Raw genomic sequence first — 18,832 nt, 5'->3', positions numbered from 1 at the left:
GGGGGGGGGCGCCCCCCCCCGCGGCCCCCCCCCCCCCGGGGCGATCCCCCACACGGACACTCCGCCGAGAGGCAGCAGCCAGACCACGATCCACGGCTGGACGAGCCCCTGATCGCCCCGCGGCCGCCCACGGTCGCCCTCCGTGGGCACGCCTCACGGAGAGTGAAGGACCCAGGGACCCGCCCCTGTATCTGTTCGACAACGAAGCTGCCGTCGCCCCGCGCGGGCCCCGACACAAACGTGAAAATCATTCGACAACCATTCGACGTATGGCCATTGACACCCCTTACGCCCGGTGACTACCGTCACGCCAGGATTTCGAACGTGTGACGAAATATCGAACAACACACACCGCACCACTCGCGAAAGGGCAGACCGCCTTGCGCATCACCGGAATCAGCACGCATGTCGTCGGCACCCCCTGGCGGAACCTGACCTACGTGCAGGTCCACACCGACGAAGGCATCACCGGCGTCGGTGAGACCCGCATGCTCGGCCACACCGACGCGCTGCTCGGCTATCTCCGTGAAGCCGAGGCCAACCACATCGCCGGGTCCGATCCCTTCGCCGTAGAGGACCTCGTACGACGGATGAAGTACGGCGACTACGGCCGTGCGGGCGAGATCGTCATGTCGGGGATCGCCTGCGTCGAGATGGCCTGCTGGGACATCAAGGGCAAGGCCCTCGGCGTGCCCGTCTGGCAGCTGCTCGGCGGCAAGGTGACCGACAAGGTCAAGGCCTATGCCAACGGGTGGTACACGACCGAGCGGACGCCGGAGGCCTACCACAAGGCCGCCCAGGGGGTCATGGAGCGCGGTTACAAGGCGCTGAAGATCGACCCGTTCGGCACCGGGCACTTCGAGCTCGACCACAAGGAGACCCTGTACGCGGTCTCGCTCATCGAGGCCGTGCGGGACGCGATCGGCCCGGACGCCGAGCTGATGCTGGAGATGCACGGCCGCTTCTCCCCCGCCACCGCCGTCCGCCTGGCGAACGAGCTGGCCCCCTTCAAGCCGGCCTGGCTGGAGGAGCCGGTGCCGCCGGAGAACCTGAAGGCGCTGGAGAAGGTCGCGGCCAAGGTGGACATCCCGGTCGCCACCGGTGAGCGGATCCACGACCGCATCGAGTTCCGCGAACTCTTCGAGAGTCAGGCCGTGGACATCATCCAGCCGGACGTCGGCCACATCGGCGGCATCTGGGAGACCCGCAAACTGGCCGCCACCGCCGAGACGCACTACATGCTCGTCGCGCCGCACAACGTCGGCGGGTCCGTGCTCACCGCCGCCTCCCTCCAGGTCGGCTTCACCTCGCCCAACTTCAAGATCCTCGAGCACTTCAACGACTTCGCCGACTCGGAGATCAAGAAGGTGGTCAAGGGCGCCCCGCAGGTCGTGGACGGCTACTTCGAGCTCTCCCACGCCCCCGGTCTCGGCGTCGAGCTGGACACCGACGCCGCCGCCGAGTTCCCGCAGCAGCAGGCCCGGTTCGACCTGTGGGCCGAGGGCTGGGAGAAGCGGGAACCCAAGGGGACGGACAGCGAGTAAACGCGGTCAGTGCATAGGGAAATCCCTCGACCCGCTCCAAAGGGGTGGACGAACGCGATTCCCGCGGCGGCGAGGGGGCAGAACACGCCCGGCGGAGACGACAGCGCCTCCGGCGGGAGGGCCCACCCGGCTCCCGGCCGGGGCGGGGCAGGAACGGAGCAGATGTGAGCGGCACAGAAGACGCCCCAGGAGAAGGCGCCCCAGTGACAGATGACGGCCCCGTAAGAGAGGACGCCCTCGTACTCGACGGGCCGGGCAGCCACCGGCTGGAGACCCGCCCCGTCGCCGTCCCCGGGCCCGGGGACGCGCGGGTGCGGGTGCACGCCTCCGGGATCTGCGGCAGCGACCGCGAGATCTACCAGGGGAACCGGCCCGAGGGGTATGTCCGCTACCCGATCACCCCCGGCCACGAGTGGTCGGGCACGGTCGAGGCCGTCGGGGCCGGGGTGCCGGCCGCGCTGGTCGGCCGGAAGGTGGTCGGCGAGGGGTTCCGCAACTGCCAGGTGTGCGATCGCTGCCACGCCGGGGACACCACGCTGTGCACCGCCGGGTACGAGGAGACGGGCTTCACCCAGCCGGGCGCGATGGCCACCACCCTCACCCTCCCGGCCCGGCTGCTGCATCCGCTCGCCGACGACGCCGACCTGTCCGCCGCGGCGCTGCTGGAGCCCGCCGCCTGTGTGGCGGCCGCCGCGCTCAAGGCGAACGCCCGACCGGGTGAGCGGGTCGCGGTGGTCGGCACCGGCACCCTCGGCATGATCGCGGTGCAGTTCCTGGCCGCGACCTCCCCCGCCGAGCTGCTGGTGGTCGACATCCGCCGGGACCGGGAGGAGCTGTCGCTGTCCTTCGGCGCGACGACCTTCCACACCCCGGACACGCTGCCCGAGGCCGAGGCCGGGACGTACGACATCGTTATCGAGACCGCGGGCTCCGCCTCCGCCGCCCGGGACTCCGCCGCGCTGCTGCGGCGCGGCGGGCGGCTCGTGCTCACCGGCCTCCCGGCGGCGGGCGCGAACGGCCTGGACCCCACCGATCTGGTGGTGCGCCAGCTCGAGGTGCAGACGGTCTTCGGGGCCCCGCCCGCCGCGTGGGCGCACGCCGTGCGGGTCTTCGACGCCGGGCTGCTGTCCCTGCTGCCGCTGGTCACCCATGAGCTGCCGCTCACCGACTTCGGCACCGCGATCGACCTGGTCGGCAGCGGCGACCCCAAGGTCGGCAAGGTTCTGCTGCGCCCGCGCGGCCTCCCGTAGTCGCGCGTCGGTACGGGCCGCCCTGACACGGCCCGTACCGGCGTGCACCCAATGATTCGAACTTACCCTCACGTACCCAATCACCCGAATGTCATTCGAAATGTCGGACAACGGTCAGATGTCAGACGACACCAGGCATTCCCACCACCCCATGCACCACCCCCCGAACCCCCCGCACCACCCACCCCGGACGACGACGTGCCGGGCAGCACAGCAGCCGGACACCGAAACACCGGCCATCACTCCACAAGGAGCACCGTGACCGCCGCCTCAGCCACCACCTCCGGCCCCCGTCGCCCCGCCGACGCGGCCCTCGCGTCGCTCGGCCACTCCGCACCCGCCGCCGACCCCGCCGACGCCTCCCCGCACTCCTTCCCGGACGGCGGCAGCTGGCGCACCGAGGTCCCCTCCGTGGAGGGGCCCGAGGCGCTGGCCACCGTGTTCAAGGAGGCCGGCCGCCTCGATGTGCCGATCCACCGGATCAGCCAGGGCAGCGGCGTGTGGATGCTCACCGACTCCGAGATCACCGAGATGGTGGAGTCCTGCGCCGAGCGCAACGCCGAGCTGTGCCTGTTCACCGGCCCGCGCGGCACCTGGGACATCGGCGCCGCCACCCGCACCGACTCCCGCGGCGGGGGCTTGCGCGCCCGCGGCCATGACGCGGTCGCGGGCTGTGTCGAGGACGCGCTGCGCGCCGCCTCGCTGGGCGTCAAGTGTCTGCTGGTCGCGGACGAGGGCGTGCTGTGGCTGCTGCACCAGCTGCGCGAGCGCGGCGAGCTGCCGGCCGACACCACCTTCAAGCTGTCCGCACTGGTCGGCCCGGTCAACCCGGCCTCGTTCGCGGTCTACGAGCAGCTGGGCGCCGACTCCATCAACATTCCGTCGGACCTTACGCTGGAGCACCTGACCGAGATCCGCCGGGTCTCCGGCGCGCCGATGGACTTCTATGTGGAGGCCCCCGATGACCTGGGCGGCTTTGTCCGCATCTACGACGCCGCCGAGCTGATCCGCCGCGGCGCCCCCATCTACCTGAAGTTCGGGCTCAGCAAGTCCCCCGGCATCTACCCGTACGGCGCTCAGCTGCGCGATGTCGCACTGAACAGCGCCCGTGAGCGGGTACGCCGAGGCCGGCTCGTGCTCGACATGCTCGCCCGGCTGGGCGCGGACGGCGGGATGTCCCCGCTGGGCTCCCGGCTACCCGGGCCGCTGCGGCGCTTCGCCACGGCACAGTCGGCGCAGTCACAGCCCGCGCCCCAAGAATCCTGAGCCACGGACGCACAAGGGAAGGACGACCCGATGATGATGCGTAAGGCCAGAGCGGTACGAGCCTTGGCGGCACTCGCCGCCCTGCTCACGCTCTCGCTCACCGCCACCGCCTGCGGTCAGGAGGCGGTCGGCGGCAGCCGCTACAAGGGCGGCAACAGCAACACGATCGGCATCGCGATGCCGGTCAAGACCTCCGAGCGGTGGATCGCCGACGGCAAGAACATGGTCAAGCAGTTCCAGGCCGCGGGCTACAAGACGGACCTCCAGTACGGCGAGGACGACGTCCGCACCCAGGTGGCGCAGCTGGAGAACATGGTCACCAAGCAGTACAAGCTGCTGGTGATCGCGCCCATCGACGGAACCGCGCTGACCGATGTGCTCCAGAGCGCCCACGACGCGAACATACCGGTGATCTCCTACGACCGGCTGATCCTGGGTTCGAAGTACGTCGACTACTACGCGACCTTCGACAACTTCAAGGTCGGCGTGCTCCAGGCCTCGTACCTCGTCAAAAAGCTCGGACTGACCGAGGGCAAGAAGGGCCCGTTCAACATCGAGCTGTTCGCCGGTTCGTCGGACGACAACAACACCCGGTACTTCTTCAACGGCGCGATGAGCGTGCTCAAGCCGTACCTCGCCGACGGGCGGCTCGTCGTCCGCAGCGGCCAGACCAAGCTCAACCAGCTGTACACGGCGAAGTGGAGCGGCAAAGACGCCCAGGACCGCATGGAGAACCTGCTCAACAAGGCGTACAGCAACGCTGACGTCAACGCCGTGCTCTCGCCGTACGACGGCATGTCCATGGGCATCCTGTCCGCGCTGCAGGGCGTCGGCTACGGCACGAAGTCCAAGCCCTACCCGTTCGTGTCCGGCCAGGACGCCGAGCTCCCCTCCATCAAGTCCATCATCCGCGGCGAGCAGACCCAGACCGTCTACAAGGACACCCGCAAGCTCGCCAAGGCCACCGTCCAGATGGCCACCGCGAAGCTGAACGGCGGCAAGCCCCAGGTCAACGACACCAAGTCGTACAACAACGGCAAGAAGGTCGTGCCGGCCTATCTGCTCAACCCGGTCAGCATCGACAAGTCCAACACCCAGCTCCTTGTGAAAGAGGGCTACTACACCGCCGGCCAGCTGAAGTAGGGATGGAGGCCGGGAACATGAACCACATTCTCGAAATGCGCTCCATCACCAAGACCTTCCCCGGGGTCAAGGCGCTGTCCGACGTCAACCTCCGCATCCGCGAGGGCGAGATCCACGCCATCTGCGGGGAGAACGGCGCCGGGAAGTCGACCCTGATGAAGGTGCTCAGCGGGGTCTACGCGCATGGCAGCTACGACGGGGAGATCCAGTTCCAGGGGGAGGTGTGCGCGTTCAAGGACATCAAGGCCAGCGAGCAGCGCGGCATCGTCATCATCCACCAGGAACTGGCCCTGATCCCGTACCTGTCCATCGCCGAGAACATCTTCCTGGGCAACGAACACGCCAAGGGCGGCCTGATCAGCTGGAACGAGACCCTCAAGCACGCCAAGGCGCTGCTCAAGCGGGTCGGGCTGACCGAGTCCCCGCAGACGCGGGTCGCCGATATCGGGGTGGGCAAGCAGCAGCTCGTGGAGATCGCCAAGGCGCTCTCCAAGGAGGTGAAGCTGCTGATCCTGGACGAGCCGACCGCGGCGCTCAACGACGAGGACAGCGGTAAACTCCTCGACCTGCTGCTGGAGTTCAAGGCCCAGGGCATCTCCTGCATCATCATCTCGCACAAGCTGAACGAGATCCGCAGGGTCGCCGACTCCGTCACCATCCTGCGCGACGGCCAGACCATCGAGACCATGGTCGTCCGCGAGACTCCGGAGTCACAGCCGCAGGTGTCCGAGGAGCGCATCATCCGCGGGATGGTCGGCCGGGATCTCGACCACCGCTTCCCCGAGCGCACCCCGTACGAGGGTGACGACGCCTCCGAGGTGGCCATGGCCATCGAGGACTGGACCGTACGCCACCCCATCGACCAGCAGCGCAACGTCGTGGACGGCGTGTCGCTGAACGTCCGGCGAGGCGAGATCGTGGGCATCGCCGGCCTCATGGGCGCGGGCCGCACGGAGCTGGCGATGAGCGTCTTCGGGCGCGCCTACGGCCGGTACACCGGCGGCCGGGTCTACCGCGACGGCAAGGAGATCCGTACCCGCACCGTCCCGGAGGCGATCGAGCACGGCATCGCCTATGTCACCGAGGACCGCAAGCACTACGGGCTCAACCTCGAGGACACCATCAGCCGGAACATCTCGCTCTCCTCGCTGGCCAAGGTGGCGCGCCGCGGCGTGGTCAACGAGCACGAGGAGTCGCGGGTGGCCGAGCGGTTCCGCAAGACGATGAACATCAAGGCCCCCACGGTCTTCGAGCAGGTGGGCAAGCTCAGCGGCGGCAATCAGCAGAAGGTCGTGCTGAGCAAGTGGATCCATGTGGGTCCTGAAGTGCTGATCCTCGACGAGCCCACCCGTGGCATCGACGTCGGGGCCAAGTACGAGATCTACACGGTCATCAACGACCTGGCGGCCCAGGGCAAGGCCGTCGTCTTCATCTCCTCGGAGCTGGGCGAGTTGCTGGGGATGTGCGACCGGATTTACACGATGGCGGCTGGGCGGCTGACCGGGGAGGTCCCGCGTGCCGAGGCGACTCAGGAGGTTCTGATGCGCCACATGACCAGGGACAGAGGAGACGAAGGATGAGCACGGCGACCCAGGACATCAAGAGCCCGGCCCCACCACCGGAGGGCGGTTCCCCGAACATCGGGGCGCTGCTGGTGCAGAGCCTGCGGGGCAATGTGCGCCAGTACGGGATGCTGGTGGCGCTCGCGCTGATCATCGTCATCTTCCAGATATGGTCCGACGACATCCTGCTGCGGCCGCTCAACGTCACCAACCTGGTGCAGCAGAACGGCTACATCCTGATCCTCGCGATCGGCATGATGATCGTGATCATCGCGGGTCATATCGATCTGTCGGTCGGATCGCTGGTCGCGTTCGTCGGCGCCTTCGCGGGCGTGCTGATGGTCAACCACGATGTGCCGTGGCCACTCGCGGTCATCCTCTGTCTGCTGGTCGGCGCGGTGGCCGGAGCGTGGCAGGGCTTCTGGATCGCGTACGTCGGGATCCCGTCCTTCATCGTCACCCTGGCCGGCATGCTGGTCTTCCGTGGCGGCACCCAGATCCTGCTGGACGGGCAGTCCCTGTCGCCCTTCCCGGAGGGCTTCCGGAAGATGAGCATCGGCTTCATCCCGGAGATGGGCCCGTACACGCAGTACCACAACCCCACCATGGTCATCGGCCTCGCGGTGTGCGCGGCGGCCGTCTGGCAGGAGTGGCGCAGCCGGCAGCAGCGTGCGGCCTATGAGCTGGACGTGATGCCGCTGAGCCTGTTCTACGTCAAGTGCGCCGCGATCGTGGCCGCGGTGATGGCCTTCGCCATGACCCTCGCCAGTTGGCACGGCGCGCCGGTGGGCCTGCTGATCCTCGCGGGCCTCCTGGTGATCTTCAGCTTCGTGATGCGCAACACCGTGGTCGGACGGCATGTGTACGCCCTGGGCGGCAACCAGCCCGCGGCCAAGCTGTCGGGTGTCCGCGACAAGCGCGTCACCTTCATGGTCTTCGTCAACATGGGCCTGCTGGCCGCTCTCGCCGGCCTGGTCTTCACCGCCCGACTGGGCTCCGCCACCCCGAGCGCGGGGCTCAACTTCGAGCTGGAGGCCATCGCCGCCGCGTTCATCGGCGGCGCCTCGGCCAGCGGCGGCGTCGGCACCGTACTGGGCGCGATCATCGGTGGTCTGGTGCTCGGTGTGCTCAACAACGGCATGTCGCTGGTGGGCATCGGGACCGAGTACCAGCAGGTGATCAAGGGCCTGGTGCTGCTCGCCGCGGTGGGCTTCGACATCTGGAACAAGCGCAGGGTCGGTTCGTAAGTCCGTCTCCCACCACTACTGATGGAGCCGCACATGACCACGAGCAGACGCACACTGATGACGGCGGCAGCGGCCGCCGGGCTGGCAGCCACGGCCGTCGGAACGGGGACGGGCACGGCTTACGCGAAGGACGCTAAGGACGCGAAGGGCGGCGGACGCGCGGTGAAGGAACACTTCGGAACGCTGGCTGACGGCACCAAGGTCGACCGCTGGACGATCGAGAACGGCCGCACCCGGCTCTCCGTACTCACCTACGGCGGCATCGTCCAGTCCCTGGAGATCCCCGACCGCCACGGCCGGCTAGGCAATGTGTCGCTGGGCTTCGCCGACCTGGACTCGTACGTGGCCGGCAGCCCGTACTTCGGCGCCCTGATCGGCCGCTACGGCAACCGCATCGCGAACGGCAAGTTCACTCTTGACGGCCACGCCTACCAACTCCCCGTCAACGACGGCCCCAACAGCCTCCACGGCGGGGACAAGGGCTTCGACAAGCGAGTGTGGTCCATCGAGCCGTTCGAGGACGGCAGCAACGTCGGCCTGACCCTGCGCCGGGTCAGCCCCGACGGCGAGATGGGCTACCCCGGGAAGCTGACCGTACGCGTCGACTACACCCTCACGCCGACGGGCGACTGGCACATCGACTACGAGGCCACGACCGACAAGCCCACGGTCGTCAACCTCACCAACCACACCTACTACAACCTGGGAGGCGAGGGCACCGGCTCCATCTACGACCACCGGCTCCAGATCGCCGCCTCCCGCTACACCCCCGTCAACAAGACCCTCATCCCGACCGGCGAGCTGGCGAAGGTCGCCGGCACGCCCTTCGACTTCCGTCGTTCGAAGGCGGTCGGCCGGGACATCCGCGAGGCGCACCAGCAGGTGCTCTACGGGCAGGGGATCGATCACAACTTCGTGCTGGACAAGGGCATCACGAGCCGTCCCGAGCACATCGTGACGGTCAGCGAGCCGGAGTCGGGCCGTGTGATGCGGATCGCGACCACCGAGCCGGGTGTGCAGTTCTACACCGGCAACTTCCTGGACGGCACGCTGGCGGGCACATCGGGGCAGGTCTACCGGCAGGGCGACGGCTTCTGCCTGGAGACCCAGCACTTCCCCGACTCGCCCAACCAGCCCGGCTTCCCGTCCACGGTGCTGCGGCCGGGGCAGACGTACCGGTCGACGACGGTGCACTCGTTCTCGACGCGCTGAGCACGTCCTTCTCTCCCTCCCACCCCGCACGATGGCCTTAGAGTGCGGGGCGGGAGGGAGATCGCATGCCGGGTCTGGACCCTGACCGGGTCGCGGAGATCATCGTCAAGCGCGGTGACGGGCGGCCGGGTGAGCGCGGATCGGGGTACCTGGTCACCGGCCGTACGGTGCTGACCGCCGCGCATGTGGTGCATGAGGCCACCGCCGTGCGCCTGCGCTTCAGGGCCGACCAGCCCGGGGCCTGGAGCGCGGACGGCGTTGTCGTGTTCGCGGCCCCGGAGATCGACGTGGCGGTCGTGTCCTTGGTGGATGCTCCCGACCTGTCGCCCGTCACCCCGGTCACCTTCGGCCGGGTGGTGGACGCCGACGGCGAACTCCCCTGCTCGATGATGGGTTTCCCGCGCTTCAAACTCCGCGAGGACGCGCCCGGCTCGCGCTCGCGTTTCCGAGACGCCCACCATCAGCAGGGGGCCATCTCCCCCTGGTCCAACACCCGCCAGAAGACCCTGTCCATCCGGGTCGACGCCCCTGCCCCGGACCCCGACCCCGAGGTATCCCCCTGGCAGGCGATGTCGGGCGCGGCCGTGTGGAGCGAGGGCCATCTCATCGGCGTCGTCATCGAGCACCATGCGTCCGAGGGCCTGGGGCGGCTCACGGCCTCACGTGTGGACCGCTGGCACGACGCGCTGAGCGAGACGGAGGCGGCCCAACTCGCCCTGTTCACCGGCTTTCCCGCACGGCGGGAGGGTCTTCGAGAGGTCCGCGTGCCCGCCGGGCGCGCAGCGCGGCGGGAGGAGTCGCTACGGGCCCTGCTGAGCGCCGAGCGCACGGACTCCGACGTCCAGCCCTACCGTTTCCTGGATGCCAACGCTCCTGGTCTGGAACGCGTCTATGTCCACCAGCGGGTGGTGGAACACACCGAGGCAGCCGCTCCCGAGCCCATCCCCGCCGAAGAGATCCTGAACCGGCACCGGCATGTGCTGATCGAGGGCGAGGCGGGCGCGGGCAAGTCCACGTTCACGCAACGGGTGGCGCGGGGCGGCGCGGAGACGCGCGGGGCCAGGGCCGGGGCCAGGGAGCACGCCGTACGCATCCCCGCCGTCGACCTGACCGGCGGCGCCCCGCTGCCCGCCCTGCTACGCGAGTCGGTGCAGCGGCGGCTCGGAGGCCATCTGAGCGCCGAACTCCCCCGCGATCTCTTCGAGTCAGGAGGCTCGTCGGGCGACACGGGCTGGCTGCTCCTGGTCGACGGCCTGGACGAGATCGTGGACACGGCGGCGCGGCGGCGCGTGATCGACATCGTCGCGACCAACGCGGCCCGCACGTCCGGCCCGTACCGCTGGGTCGTCACGACCCGCTTCCTGCCCCCGCACGAGCTGGCCCCGCTACGGGACGCGGGCCTCGCACCGTACGCCCTCGCCCCCTTCGACGAGTCCCAGCTGCGCGAACTGGCCCGCCGCTGGCTGGACGGGGACCCTGAACGGGCCGAGGGCTTCCTGCGGGAGGTCGAGCGCAGCGGGCTACGGCAACTGGTCCGTACGCCCCTGGCCGCGGCGATCACCCTGTCCATCTTCCGCCGCGCCCCGGAGGCCAGGCTTCCGACCGGGCGCCCCGGCCTGTACCAGGAGTGCGTCCGCTATCTGCTCAGCGGTCGTCCAGGGGAGGAAGAACGGCGGGCCGGGCTGCTGCGTGCCGTGGTGCGGGCGGGTGGCTCACAGCGACTCGCGGAGTGGCTGTACGGCTCCCGCGTCGTCCTGCTCACGGCGCTCGCCCACGGCACGCTGGACGCCGACGCACCCGTACTGGAGGAGGCGCTGCGATGGCTCGCGGAGCACGCTCCCGAGGCCACGGACTTCCTGCACGGGTGGCGCGAGGTGGTCACCGGTCTGCTGAGCGGCGCCGGGTTGTTGTTGTACGAGCGGGGCTCGGGCGAGTTGCACTGGGCTCACCGCAGCTTCGCGGAGTACTTGGCCGCGCACGACACGGCGAGCCGGCTGCCCACCGGCTGGCCGGGGGCGGAGCCGCTGCGTGACGGGCTGGTCCGGGGTGCGTTGCGGGGGGAGCGGCGGGACTTCGGGGTGCTGGCCATTGCCTGCTGGGCGGGACGGGCGGGGGCCGATGCGGAGGGGTTGGTGGGGTGGCTGCTGCGGAGCAGTGACGACTACGACCTCTTCGGCAAGCACCGGGGGGCCAGCATCGTCATGGACGGGGACAGCAGCGTTCCGGACGACCACGCGGCGCTGGCCGGTCGGCTGCTGGCGGAGGGGGTGCGGGTGTCCGATGCCCTCACTGCCTCGGTGCTGGACCGGCTGCTGGAGAGGGCCGGCTCCGCCTGGCACGCACAGGAGTTCTGCGCTCTGATCGCCGCCCAGCCCGCGCGCGACGCGGCATACCAGGCCCTGGTGACCATGGCCGACAACGATCGGCTCAGCATCACCGCGCGCTCAGGTGCCGTCGTCGCGCTCGGGCGCATCTTCGGTTTCGAGGCCGCACTGGCGAAGGCGGAGCGTCTTCTGGAGTCGCGGCAGGTCGAGTACGCGACTTACACGTCGCCGAACTCCGACAGCGTCTCGAGCGGTCCGGTCGGTGAAGGACGGATCGCCGCGGCGTACTACCTGCTGGCCCTGGGCAGCCGGATCCACGGGCCCGTGCGACGCGTGCTCACCGAGGTGTCACTGTCGGCCGACGACGACCTGGGGCGTTTCCTCCTCGGCAACTGCGCCGTCGCACTGGGCGACACGGTGTCGCTGCTGCGCCTGCTGGACCTGCCCCCCGACGGTGACCGGCTACCCGACGAGCACGACATGCGGCTGCTGATCGAGGCGGGTGCCTATGACACGGCGGGCTCCATGACCGACGCGCTCGTCGCCATGGTCGAGGACCCGCCGCCCGATATCAGCCCCTTGCGGAGGGGCGAGCGGGAGTACTGGCTCAGTAACATCGTCCAGGCCCTGTGTGCCGCTGCCGAAGCGTACTTGTCCGCCGGACGGGATGAGGAGGCGGCGGCTGTCGCGCGGCGGATCCTCGATGCCCCTCTCCCGTCCGACGAATTGAACGACGCCACCCCGTACACCGTGCTGGTGCGAACGGGCGTTCCGGAGCCGGCCCTCGCCGCACTGTGCTCCGCTCCCCGAGTGGACGGCACGTCACCCCCGCTGTACGGGCCCCACTGGGCCGAGGTCGCCCACACGCTGTACAGCGAGGGTTATGTCGACGAGCTACGGAACGCGGTGGAGGCGCGCCTCGCCCATCCCGTGCCGTTGGCCGAGGCGGTGGATATCGCCACGTACCTCATGAAGGCTGGCGACCCGCGGGGTCTGCAGGCGCTGCTGGCCATCGCCAACCACCCCGACACCGCCGTCTCAACGGCTCTGCGCGCGGTCCAGGAGCTGCTCGGCGGAGAGTCCCATGCGGCGGCGGTCGACACGCTCATCGCGCTGTCCCAACGACCGGTATCGGGGGGTACGGGACTGGAGATCGCCCAGCTCCTCGCCGGCGCGGGGGTGGAAAGCGAGGCCGGCCGGCTCGCGCTGGCCCTGGTGCGCGCGTGCATGGACGATCCCGGCACCTGGGAGATGGCGGCCCTCACAGGGCCCCTGCGGCTGCTGTCCGCTCTCCGCCCCGAGGAGGGACGGGCCCTGCTGCTCGAAGCAGCCGCTTCCCCCCGCCTGCCCATCCAGGACTCGACGGAATTGGCCCGGATGCTGGAGCGGCACGGCGAGCGGGAGGCTCTGGGGGATCTGCTCCGGCGGTGGTCGGCTGTGGCCACGGGCGAATTCGAATTCACGCAGATCGGCGGCTTCCTGGAACGCTGCGGCAAGAAGGGCGAGGCGGCCACCGCGTACCGGAAGGCGCTCGCCGTACGTGCGGACCACACCGAGAGCCGCGGCCTGCATGGGGTCAGGGAGGCCGTGGACGGGCTGCGCTCTCTCGGCGCTCCCCTCACCCCGGAAGACATCTCCGCGCTCCGAACCGTGCACGCCTCACTCGCGCAGCCCGAAACCGCCTTCTCGCGCCGCCAAGACGTCGAGTGGCTGGCCGCCCTGCTCGATCAGCCCACCGAAGGAGAGGACGCGGGGTAGGCCGACGTACGGTCGGTCCCTCCTGTCCCGCGCGACGGTTTCCCAGCGCAGGGCAGGAGGGAGTTCGCGGTGCTTCGTGGTCAGGCGGCGGGGAATTCCCCGCCCTTGACGGCGGCGACGAACGACGACCAGGCGGACGACTCGAAGACGAGCGCCGGGCCGTGCGGCTCCTTGCTGTCACGAACGGGGACTATGCCGCGCGAGGCGACGAGGTTGGCGGCAACCTCAACGCAGTCGCCGCCGTTGCTGCTGTAGGAGGACTTGAACCAGCGGGGGGATTCGGTCGTCACGAGATGCCCTTTCGTACCTGCTCGATCATGGCCACGGATTCCGCCTGCGACAGTGCTTCGGCCTGCAACTGATGGTATGCCGTCAGCATCGGTACGACAGCCGTGGTTTCGCGCTCCAAGTGCCCCCGTGCCTGTGACTCGGTGTACGCCATCACGGATCGGTCGGCCAGAGTGAGGAGGTTGACCGGCAGGTTGAACGATCGCCGCGCTCCCATCGCAAAGGGCGACACTTGCAGTACCCAGTTGGGAAGAGCGGCGACTTCGACCAGTCGCCGTAGCTGACCCTCCATGACTGCGGCGTGGCCGACCTCATGACGAAGACAGCTCTCATCCATCACGACAAGCACCATGGGGGGCCGGGGACGCACCAGCGCGGCTTGCCTCTCCACGAGGAAGGACACGCGCTCCTCAGCTTGTTCGGGCGGGATGGCCCCGCGCTGCACGTCACCATCCGCGACCGTCCGCGCGTACTCAGGGGTCTGCAATAGGCCGGGGATCAGCCCGATCTGAAACAGCCGGATCTCGACGGCCCGGCCCTCGAACCCAACGTACTCCGGGAAGCCCTCCAACAGACCGCCGTGTTTGATCTCGCGGTACTCGCGCTCGAACGACTCTGGCGTGCCCGCGATACCGAACGCCACGTCCACGCTGCGCGAGAAACGGAGGGTTGGAGGCTTCCGACCATTTTCGACGGCCGAAATATGCACGCTGGAATATTCCGTACGTTCGGCAAGGATCCCTTGAGTCCAGCCACGAGCCTCCCGCAGGCTGCGTAAACGCGCCCCGTAGGCCGCCTCAGCGGAGGCGTCCGGGTTCAACTCGTTCTTGTTCATGGTCCGTTCGCTACCTTCCATTCCTTGCCGACACGTTGAACGGGTCTCCACCGTAGGCCACGCTGAACGCACTTGGTAGCGGAAACACTACGGAGAGGAGCGGCCGATGGCTGGCGAAACCACGAACCCGCCAGGACAGGCCGACGAACAGCACGAACACCAGGGGCAGCAGGGCAGCAGCGACCGGCCGACCCTGGAGGAACTGCGGCAGCGGTCGGTGGCCCTGGGGGAACAGATCGCTCAGCACCTGGCGCGGGGGTCGAAGTGAGCGGCGCGCACTGGACCAAGGTGCTGCCCAGTCTCGCGGTCGGCATGGTGGTCTACGACCGGCACTACGACATGCCCGCGACCATCGCCGACTTCGACGGCCCGATGGTCTGCCTCACCCGCCCCACCGGCCTCGAATGGCGATCGCACTGTGCCTCGGTGCGACCGGCCACCGCGTACGAGCGGCGGCAGCTACGCGCCATCGCCAAGCTTCACGCCCAGCGCCAACGAGGCAGCACTTCGCCGGAGTGAGCCCCCATGGCAGACGGCCCCTGGCACGCCGTATGGACGTTCATCAGCACATCCGGCGTCACCACAGGAAAAGCCGACCACGCACGGTATTTCGATATCCGCACCGCCATCTTCAAAGCGGCCTCCACATCGCTACGGGACCAGGCCCACGAGGAAACCGCCGAGCGAGACGAGCCCTGGAAACTCCTCGTCGCAGCCCTGTACTCCGAGGCGATGCTGTCGGCTGATGAAGTCGGCGAATGGCAGTACTCGAGCCCGGACGGCTGGGCGAATGTGACAGTTCGCTTCACCCCGTAGCCGCTACGCCCCTACGGCTGCGCCCCGGAGTAAGGCGCCGCAGGCTGGCCCGGCTGCGAACGGTCGTCGTCCCCGTCCGCATCGTCGTCGTCATCCGCCCGCGCCTCCTCCCCCATCAGATCCCGTACGAACAGCGTCGCCCCCGCCACCGCCCCCGGCATCAGGAACACCGCCACCAGCGGCAGCAGGAAGGCCAGGGCCAGCGGGACACCGAAGCCGAGGGTGAACATGCGGCGGCCCCGCAGCAGCCGGCGCCGCTCCTTGACCAGCACCCCGCGCCGCAGCAAAGCAATGGAGGTGAGCTCTTCAGTGAGGAAGAAGCCCGTGACGCAGAAGGCGAGCACCGGGATCACGGTCTGGCCGATCACCGGTACGAAGCCCAGCGCGAAGAACAGCACGCCCCACAGCGCGACGCGTATGACCAGCGCGATCGCCTCGCGCAGGCCGATCCACAGCTCGCGCCACAGCGGCAGACCGGACTCGGGCGCGGTGCCGGACTCGGAGATGTCGACCTGTTCGGAGAGGGATTCGTAGAAGGGCTGGCCGACGAGCAGCGTGACCGCGGTGAAGGTGAGGATGGCGAGGAAGAGGCAGACGCCGACGAAGAGGACGGACAGCCCGCCACGGAAGACGTCGAGCCATGGCGAGGGCCAGCCGTCGGCGAAGGGGGTGGCCCAGTCGATGATGTCGTCGGTCCAGAAGAACAGCGCGACGAGCGCCGCCGCGTACCCGACGAGGGTGATGAGGGCGGGAATCATCCCGAACCCCCACCACCGTCCGTGCCGGGCCACCCAGCGCTGCCCCTTCACCAGATAGCCGAACCCGGCCGCAAGATCACGCATGGGGCCGTAGCTTACTTGGCCTGGGTGAACCTCTTACTTGCGCGCGTACACGACTCCCAGCTTGTCGATCTCATCACCCGCACGCCCCGTGAAGCCGGTGATCTGCCACCCGGCGGGCGCGGTGTACGTCACGGTGTCGGTGGTCGGCGTTCCGGCCGCGAGCCGCCGTCCCGCGTCCGTCGTGAAGGCGGCGGAGAAGAGGCGGGTACGGCCGTCCTTGGTGCCCTGGGTGAGGGTGACCGAGGTGAGGTGTTCGGCGGGGGCGAGGGTGAGGGAGGTGGCGGTGCCGCCGGGGCCGCCGTGAGCAAAAACGGTCCCGCCGTCGAGGGTCAGGGACACCGCGTCGAGGCGGGAGGCGCCGCGCAGGGTGAGGGTGCGGGGCGCGGCGGGGGTGGCGGGGAGGTCGTCGGCGTCGTTGAAGGCCGTGCCGTGGGGGCCGCCGAACTGGTCGCTGGCGCGCAGGCCCTGCGGGAGCTTCCAGGAGAAGTCGACGGTGTGCGGGTAGTGGTCGGACAGCGGTTCGCCGGCGGCGTCGAGGAAGTCCGGGTGTTCGTTGTTGTACCGGGTGGCGGTGAGGGTGAGCAGCGGGCTGGAGCGGTAGAGGACTTTGTCGACGACCTCGCAGGTGTTGGTGACGTGGTCCGGGTCGCAGACCAGGGCGTCGGATCCGGCGGGCGGGGCGGAGCCGCCGCGGATGAGCTGGACCCAGGCGTCGGTGAGGCCGTTGCGGCCGGTCAGGTCGCGGATGTTGTCCTCGGCGCGGGTGTAGCGGGTGTTGGTGTCGCCCATCACGATGACCGCGTTGCCGGCGGAGTTGGCGGCGATGAAGTCGGAGAGCTGGGTGATGTTGGCGCGGCGGGCGGCGAGGTCGGCGGCGGTCGTGCCCGCGTTGGTGTGGACGTTGTACAGGTCGACGTAGACGCCTTCGGCCAGGCGGGCGCGGGCGAGGGTGAAGCCCTTGGGGGTGAGGCAGTCGGTGCCGTTGCACGTGGCCCACTTCACCCGCTCGAAGTCGTCGTACGGCAGGTCGGAGAGGGTGTTGAGGCCGTCGCCGAAGGGCACTCCGCCGCTGGTCGGGGTGCGGTACGGGTGGTCGTCGCCGGCGTACAGCGCGGCGTGGTAGTTGAAGTCCTCCTGGACGTTGACGAGGTCGTACGCGCCCAGGCGAGGCGAGATGAGCGGGGTGTTCTTCTCGGGGTGGCTGGAGGACAGCCCCTCGGGCAGCCCGGCCACGTTGTAGCTGAGCACATTGAACGAGCCGCTGTCGGGGGCGGCGGTAGGAACATTCGCGGCGGCGGAGGGGGTGTCCAACGCCGCGGCCGATGTGGCGCCGCCCAGCGCTGCCGTGGCCGCGGTGAGCGCCGCCGTCAGTGCGATTGCCAGCCGTGTGGCCCGTCTCATGTGGGGTCCTCTCCCGGGAGGGTTACGGGGAGTACCGCCCCGCCGGAGTCGGCTCCGGCGGGGCGGTACGGGTGTGGGGGTACTGGGGTGGTGCTCAGATCTTGCCCGCCCCGGCCTGTCCGGTCACCGTCCCGACGACCGACGACGCGGGCTCGGCGGTGTACGAGTACGGCGGGTTGGTGAAGCTGCCGACCTGGGAGATCTCGGTGGCGGCGCCACCCAGGTCGTTGCCGCGCAGCACCGCGTATCCGTCCACGTCGCTGTCGCGGTTGGTGGTCACCGCCACCTTGGTGTCGCGGAATACGTTGTTCTCCACGAGCATCTGCGCGCCCATCCTGGGGTGCACGGCGGTCTCCGCGCCCTGCACGTAGTTGTCGTAGAAGTGTCCGGTCCCGAACCGCAGGCTCGGGATCCGCGAGTACACGTTGGAGAACCAGTTGTGGCTGTAGGTCACCTTCAGGTGGCCGGTGTCCTCGCTCGCGTTGTTGTCGCTGTGTCCGACCAGGCTGCCCTTGAAGTGGTCGGCGAACTTGTTCCAGGACACCGTGACGTTGTCGGACGCGTGGTTGATGTCCAACAGGCCGTCGTAGTAGTCCTTGTCGTGGTCCCGGTCGGCCGAGAAGGTGTTGTGGTCGATCCACACCTTCGTGGACTTCTGGACGGTGATCCCGTCCGCGGGGGCGACCGGCTTGCTGATGTTCAGGTTGCGGATGACGACGTTGGTCTTCCCCTTCAGCCGCAGCCCACCGCCGGTGAACCCGGACCACGAGCCCACACCCAGCACGGTGGTGTTGGACCCGACGTCGACCTGCCCGGACAGCGAGATGAGGCCGGACACCTTGACGACCTTCGCGCTGTCGCTCGCGACGGCGCTCTTGAAGGCGGCCAGGGTGGTGACGGTGGTGGCGGAGGCGTTGCCGCCGCCGGTGGTGCCCGCGCCGAAGCCGATCGGCGAGTTCTCGGCCGTGATGGCCGTGTTGGCCGCATCACCCGATGGCGCGCCGTGGGCGGAGACCGCCGAGACGGTGCCGAGGGTGAGCGCGGCCACGACACCCGCGGCGAGGGCGGTGAGTTGGCGCCTGCGGAGGATGGTGCGCTGTTCTGTCATGGGGGGAGTCCTCTCATTCCGAGAAGATCTCCACACGGGAGGGGAGGCAAGCGCTTGCTGAAGAGCGGCAAGCACGCTGGTCGCTAGGGCCGGTGGAGATCGCCAAAGGTGCGGCTCTGACGTGTTCTCTGACGTGTTCGACTCTGCTGCCAAGCGGGTGGTCAGTCCGTGCCAGCAGAGGGCAGCTACCGGGAACGAAGCTAGTAAGCGCTTGTAGTGATGTCAACGCCCTTGCC

The 18,832-nt window shown here is 69.1% G+C and carries 16 protein-coding genes; 11 read left to right on the top strand and 5 right to left on the bottom strand.

The window, feature by feature from the left end; translation table 11 throughout:
- Positions 1–380 precede the first annotated feature (380 nt).
- From ACFV2X_RS11845 to ACFV2X_RS11810, 8 genes are all read left to right on the top strand, one after another.
- Positions 381–1,544, top strand: a complete 1,164-nt coding sequence (locus tag ACFV2X_RS11845; RefSeq protein ID WP_385614564.1) for a mandelate racemase/muconate lactonizing enzyme family protein — start codon at positions 381–383, stop codon at positions 1,542–1,544.
- Positions 1,545–1,747: 203 nt separating this feature from the next.
- On the top strand, positions 1,748–2,794 hold the full coding sequence (locus ACFV2X_RS11840) for a zinc-binding dehydrogenase (RefSeq protein WP_385614563.1): 1,047 nt from the start codon (positions 1,748–1,750) through the stop codon (positions 2,792–2,794).
- Positions 2,795–3,052: 258 nt separating this feature from the next.
- A complete protein-coding gene (locus ACFV2X_RS11835) occupies positions 3,053–4,060 on the top strand; it encodes a hypothetical protein (RefSeq protein WP_385614560.1) in 1,008 nt (335 codons plus the stop codon).
- 36 nt (positions 4,061–4,096) lie between these two features.
- Positions 4,097–5,203 carry a multiple monosaccharide ABC transporter substrate-binding protein gene (gene chvE, locus ACFV2X_RS11830; RefSeq protein WP_385614585.1) on the top strand — a complete coding sequence of 369 codons (1,107 nt, stop codon included), beginning with the start codon at positions 4,097–4,099 and terminating at the stop codon, positions 5,201–5,203.
- Positions 5,204–5,220: 17 nt separating this feature from the next.
- Positions 5,221–6,783 (top strand): multiple monosaccharide ABC transporter ATP-binding protein, encoded by a 1,563-nt coding sequence (gene mmsA, locus ACFV2X_RS11825; protein WP_385614559.1) that lies wholly within the window; start codon positions 5,221–5,223, stop codon positions 6,781–6,783.
- Positions 6,780–8,012 carry a multiple monosaccharide ABC transporter permease gene (mmsB, locus tag ACFV2X_RS11820; RefSeq protein ID WP_385614557.1) on the top strand — a complete coding sequence of 411 codons (1,233 nt, stop codon included), beginning with the start codon at positions 6,780–6,782 and terminating at the stop codon, positions 8,010–8,012. Before mmsA ends, mmsB begins: the two co-directional genes overlap by 4 nt.
- Positions 8,013–8,045: 33 nt before the next feature.
- Entirely contained in the window at positions 8,046–9,224 is a 1,179-nt protein-coding gene (locus ACFV2X_RS11815; RefSeq protein WP_385614556.1) for an aldose epimerase family protein, read from the top strand.
- Between the two features lie 65 nt (positions 9,225–9,289).
- Complete coding sequence (locus ACFV2X_RS11810; RefSeq protein WP_385614554.1) at positions 9,290–13,306, top strand: trypsin-like peptidase domain-containing protein; 4,017 nt, start codon at positions 9,290–9,292, stop codon at positions 13,304–13,306.
- Between the two features lie 80 nt (positions 13,307–13,386).
- Here ACFV2X_RS11810 and ACFV2X_RS11805 read toward each other — a convergent pair whose 3' ends face one another.
- On the bottom strand, positions 13,387–13,596 hold the full coding sequence (locus ACFV2X_RS11805) for a DUF397 domain-containing protein (RefSeq protein ID WP_385614552.1): 210 nt from the start codon (positions 13,594–13,596) through the stop codon (positions 13,387–13,389).
- Positions 13,593–14,429, bottom strand: coding sequence for a Scr1 family TA system antitoxin-like transcriptional regulator (locus ACFV2X_RS11800; protein ID WP_385614549.1), 837 nt, complete (start codon positions 14,427–14,429; stop codon positions 13,593–13,595). The genes ACFV2X_RS11805 and ACFV2X_RS11800 overlap by 4 nt, the downstream gene beginning before the upstream one ends.
- 106 nt (positions 14,430–14,535) lie before the next feature.
- On the opposite strand from ACFV2X_RS11800, the gene ACFV2X_RS11795 reads away from it, so the two are divergent.
- The 3 genes from ACFV2X_RS11795 to ACFV2X_RS11785 are packed head-to-tail and all read left to right on the top strand — an operon-like array spanning position 14,536 to position 15,245.
- Positions 14,536–14,697 (top strand): hypothetical protein, encoded by a 162-nt coding sequence (locus ACFV2X_RS11795; RefSeq protein WP_385614547.1) that lies wholly within the window; start codon positions 14,536–14,538, stop codon positions 14,695–14,697.
- Complete coding sequence (locus ACFV2X_RS11790; protein ID WP_385614545.1) at positions 14,694–14,948, top strand: hypothetical protein; 255 nt, start codon at positions 14,694–14,696, stop codon at positions 14,946–14,948. The genes ACFV2X_RS11795 and ACFV2X_RS11790 overlap by 4 nt, the downstream gene beginning before the upstream one ends.
- Positions 14,949–14,954: 6 nt before the next feature.
- Positions 14,955–15,245 carry a hypothetical protein gene (locus ACFV2X_RS11785; protein ID WP_385614543.1) on the top strand — a complete coding sequence of 97 codons (291 nt, stop codon included), beginning with the start codon at positions 14,955–14,957 and terminating at the stop codon, positions 15,243–15,245.
- Between the two features lie 11 nt (positions 15,246–15,256).
- Here ACFV2X_RS11785 and ACFV2X_RS11780 read toward each other — a convergent pair whose 3' ends face one another.
- The 3 genes from ACFV2X_RS11780 to ACFV2X_RS11770 all read right to left on the bottom strand — a co-directional run bounded on the left by ACFV2X_RS11780 (position 15,257) and on the right by ACFV2X_RS11770 (position 18,596).
- A complete protein-coding gene (locus ACFV2X_RS11780) occupies positions 15,257–16,087 on the bottom strand; it encodes an EI24 domain-containing protein (protein ID WP_385614540.1) in 831 nt (276 codons plus the stop codon).
- A gap of 33 nt (positions 16,088–16,120) precedes the next feature.
- Positions 16,121–17,488 (bottom strand): jacalin-like lectin, encoded by a 1,368-nt coding sequence (locus ACFV2X_RS11775; RefSeq protein ID WP_385614537.1) that lies wholly within the window; start codon positions 17,486–17,488, stop codon positions 16,121–16,123.
- Between the two features lie 94 nt (positions 17,489–17,582).
- Positions 17,583–18,596: a polysaccharide lyase family 1 protein gene (locus tag ACFV2X_RS11770; protein ID WP_385614535.1), complete on the bottom strand. Its 1,014-nt coding sequence runs from the start codon at positions 18,594–18,596 to the stop codon at positions 17,583–17,585.
- Positions 18,597–18,832 lie beyond the last annotated feature (236 nt).

It is taken from the genome of Streptomyces sp. NPDC059679 (assembly GCF_042734105.1).
Classification (GTDB): domain Bacteria; phylum Actinomycetota; class Actinomycetes; order Streptomycetales; family Streptomycetaceae; genus Streptomyces.
Note: the sequence above shows the minus strand (reverse complement) of the source record. Positions and strands in the feature narration are given on the sequence as shown.